Origin of the sequence: Teichococcus aestuarii (assembly GCF_003116135.1) — a bacterium.
GTDB lineage: Bacteria > Pseudomonadota > Alphaproteobacteria > Acetobacterales > Acetobacteraceae > Pseudoroseomonas > Pseudoroseomonas aestuarii.
In genome coordinates, this window is record NZ_PDOA01000059.1 from 1 (window position 1) to 3305 (window position 3305).

General features: G+C 65.2%; 3 protein-coding genes. All 3 read right to left on the reverse strand.

Annotated features, from left to right (window positions below; all coding sequences use genetic code 11):
* Nucleotides 1-133 precede the first annotated feature (133 nt).
* Nucleotides 134-487, reverse strand: a complete 354-nt coding sequence (locus CR165_RS24055; protein WP_109519406.1) for a hypothetical protein — start codon at nucleotides 485-487, stop codon at nucleotides 134-136.
* 765 nt (nucleotides 488-1252) lie between these two features.
* Nucleotides 1253-2989 (reverse strand): hypothetical protein, encoded by a 1737-nt coding sequence (locus CR165_RS24060; protein ID WP_245906753.1) that lies wholly within the window; start codon nucleotides 2987-2989, stop codon nucleotides 1253-1255.
* A gap of 134 nt (nucleotides 2990-3123) precedes the next feature.
* Entirely contained in the window at nucleotides 3124-3279 is a 156-nt protein-coding gene (locus CR165_RS25295) for a hypothetical protein (protein WP_181378359.1), read from the reverse strand.
* Nucleotides 3280-3305 lie beyond the last annotated feature (26 nt).

Below are 3305 nucleotides of genomic sequence, written 5' to 3' on the forward strand. Positions count from 1 at the left end.
GTCTGTCGGATAGCGGCGCCGCTCGAAGGCTGCCTGGCGGGCACGGTGTTCCTTGGTCCACATCCAGCCCATCTGGGCACACGATGTCCCCTGAACACCTCAACACCCGCATTCTCAAACGGGCACTTAGATATCACTGGCTCCGTCCGCCGAAGCCATTCCGGCTCCAGCCATCGCTGAACAGGCTACCGGACGCAGCCAGCGTCGGTGCCTGGGCGGGCTGGGCAGTCTGCGGCACGGCCAAGGCCATGGCGGCGGACAGGGTCTCATGGCGCCCTCCAGCAGGGGCTGCCTCCTGCTTGCCTGCCAGACGCGCGGTATCCCGCTCCGGCATACCCAGAGGATCGAAGGCGCGAACATCGAAGGTGCCGACATGCAGCCTGCTGGTATCCAGCGCCGGTACCTGGCGCGGCTGCGCCATGGCGGGCACCGTCATGGCCAGTGTCGCTGCCAGAAAAATCGCCTGCCCTGCGGCCCTCATGTCCATCCAACTCCTGTGCTGCGCATCCCGGATGCCGGCCCTAGCCTTGCATTCCGGCTCTGAAACGCGCCGCCCGTCATCCCGTTGAGAAAGTTCACGACGGCTTGTCACTTTTGGCTCTCCCAAAGAAAGTCTCAGCAATTTGTTAAATGCGGTGCCGCAATATGCCGCCAAAGAAAATCGGTAAGAGCGGACCAGACGAAATGCACCCTGCCCTGGCAGACAGCTTCCTCTGGAAAATGTAGGTTTCACTAGCATTTGGACTGATCGTTTTGCTGAATGCCGCGAATCAGGCTATGGACCAGCTCTGGCTGCACCGGGTTAGCTGCGGTCGGGCTGCTGCTGGCCAATTACCCCGATCCGGGCTTAGCCTCCCCGCTAGAGGGTCCGGCGTCGCCCGAGATCCGGCAAGTGGACACCTCGAAGTACTCGCTGCTGAGTGGCCTTCCCGGGCAGGATCGTCGCCTCAGGCTGTGACGTGCCCTTGCTGACCCGGCTGGGTCACCGGCTTTGGACGACGGGTTCCGCCTTCCATGGGCGCCTTGGGGTTATGCGGGCGCAGCTCGGGCGCTGAGCCAGGCGAGGCGGGTGAAGTTTTAGGCGAGATTGGCCATGCCGATCTTCACTTGTGCCCGGGCGATGCCGATGGTGTGCACGAACAATTCCATGCGACGCTTCTGCGCGGCGCGAGGATTTCGCTACCCATAAGCGGCTAGAGGATACAGAGCTGCAGCGGCGCCGCTGAAAGACGGCACCGGCGGCGCCTCAGTCCTAGCCGTTCAGCCGCTTCAGGTCGGGCTTCTCGCGGAAGCGCGCCCAGCTGCTCAGGATCTCGCGCAGCTGCTCCTCCTGGCTGGTGCGCTCCCGCCGCAGCACCTGCATGCGCTTGCGCAGCTCCAGGATCAGGTGGCCGCGCGGCAGGTCAGCGCCCGTCTCGAAGCGCTCGAGGAAGACGCGCCCCAGCTCCGGGTCGTCGCGGTCGATGCAGTAGGCGGCATAGGCCAGCACCGAGCCGCGGCCGAACTCGATCATCTTGCGGCCGAAGGTGCGCATCTCCAGCAGGCGCGGGTGCTGCTCGACGATGCGCATCACCTCGGCGGGGGTGGGCTTGGCGTTGCGCGTGCCGGCCGGCTTCAGCTCGCGCTTCCACAGCAGCACGGCGGCGGCGGCGATCAGCGGCTTGTCGCCGAAGCTGTCGAAGGCGGCGCCGAGCTGCGGGCCCTTCTTGGCGTGGATGTCGTAGGTGGCGTAGGCCTCCTCCGGCAGGCCGCGCATCACCGGCACCTCGATCGCCTCGCCCGCCTGCAGCACGGCGGAGAGCCGGTGCTGGCCGTTCAGCAGCCGGCCGCTGCGGCTGAAGCAGATGGGCTGCGCGTTCATCATCCAGTTGCCGGCGCGGATGTCGCGGTCGATGGCATCGACATGCGCCGCGACGATCTTGCGGTTGCGCGTGTTGTGGACGAGGTACTCCTCCGCCATCTGTGGCGAGATAGTTTCGATCGCCAGCGGATAGACGTTCTCTTCCTGCGACAGGCGCTCGACCGCGGCGCGCAGGCTGCGCGCCGTCTCCTCCGTGTCGTTGCCATGGCCGGGGTCGTCCAGCCCCTCATAGCCCTCGAGGCGCGGGAAGTCCTCGCCCTTGGTCGGGTTGGCGGTGCGGTCGATCCAGGTGTAGCTGCGCGCGTGCTGGCCGCTGAAGGTGGCGTTCAGCGCCTTGATGCAGAGGGCGTAGAGCGTCACCGGCTTCAGGCGGGTGGCCGGGTCGCCGCGCGTCATGTCGATCAGGTCGCGGATGCGCGCGCCAGGCTCCATCGGCGTGTACTTCTCGGGCCAGACGATGGCGTCGAGGAAGCGCCGGGTCGCCGCCTTGTCGACGCGGAAGCCCATGAACAGCAGCGGCGTGCGCACCGCCTCGGAGAGGATGGTGGCCTCGCTCTCCAGCGACATCTTCACCGCCTGCTCGAGATCAGGGTTGCTGCGCAGCACGCGGTCCATGCGCGACCAGGAGGCGGTGCCGGCGCCGCGCAGCATCTTGTTGTCGTCGTAGCGGATCAGCTTGACGAGGGCCGATTGCAGGGCGTGGGCATGCGGCACGCCGCGCGCTTCCAGCACGCCGGCGAAGGAGCGGCGGCGCTGCTGGTCGATGGTGTGCAGCACATCATCCGGAATGTTCTGCGCCAGCACAGTGAGGAAGGGCACACCGGCCTTGATGCAGGCACGCAGTCGCTGCACCCCGTCCAGCAGCACCCCCGTGCGGGAGAGGATGATGGGCATGCCGTTGAGGATCCAGCGCCCTTCGCGCATCGCCTCAGCATAGGCATTGATGGCGGTGGGGTTCTCGCCGGCGCTGGGCCTGCGGCGCTGCAGCAACTCCGTCGCCCCCTCCGGCGTGATGAGCTCGATGGAAAAGGCTGCGGTGTAGGGGCTCTGGCCCTGGACCTGCACGATCCGCCCGCCCTGTGCCGCCGTCTTGGTCAGCTTTCGCGCTGTTCTGCCCGCCCGCACCATCCTGCCTCCTCCCCCTTGCCTCATCCACCGAAGACGGCTTGCAGCTTGGCTCCATATTCACTGCCGCACTTTAAAATTTTTCGCATTCATTCATGCGCAAAAATTTGTGGAAAACCTTTTCCCGCTTCACCACTTCACATGATAAAGCTTTTTTCGCTGATGATTTCCATATCAGGGCCTATAACCAGCCTCTTGCGCTTTGATTTTTCTGTGATTCCATGGCGGCCGGAAGTGCTGCCATGGCTGACCTGTTCTGGCTCACAAAGGCACAGATCGAGCGGATCACGCACTACTTCCCGCTCTCACACGGAGTGCC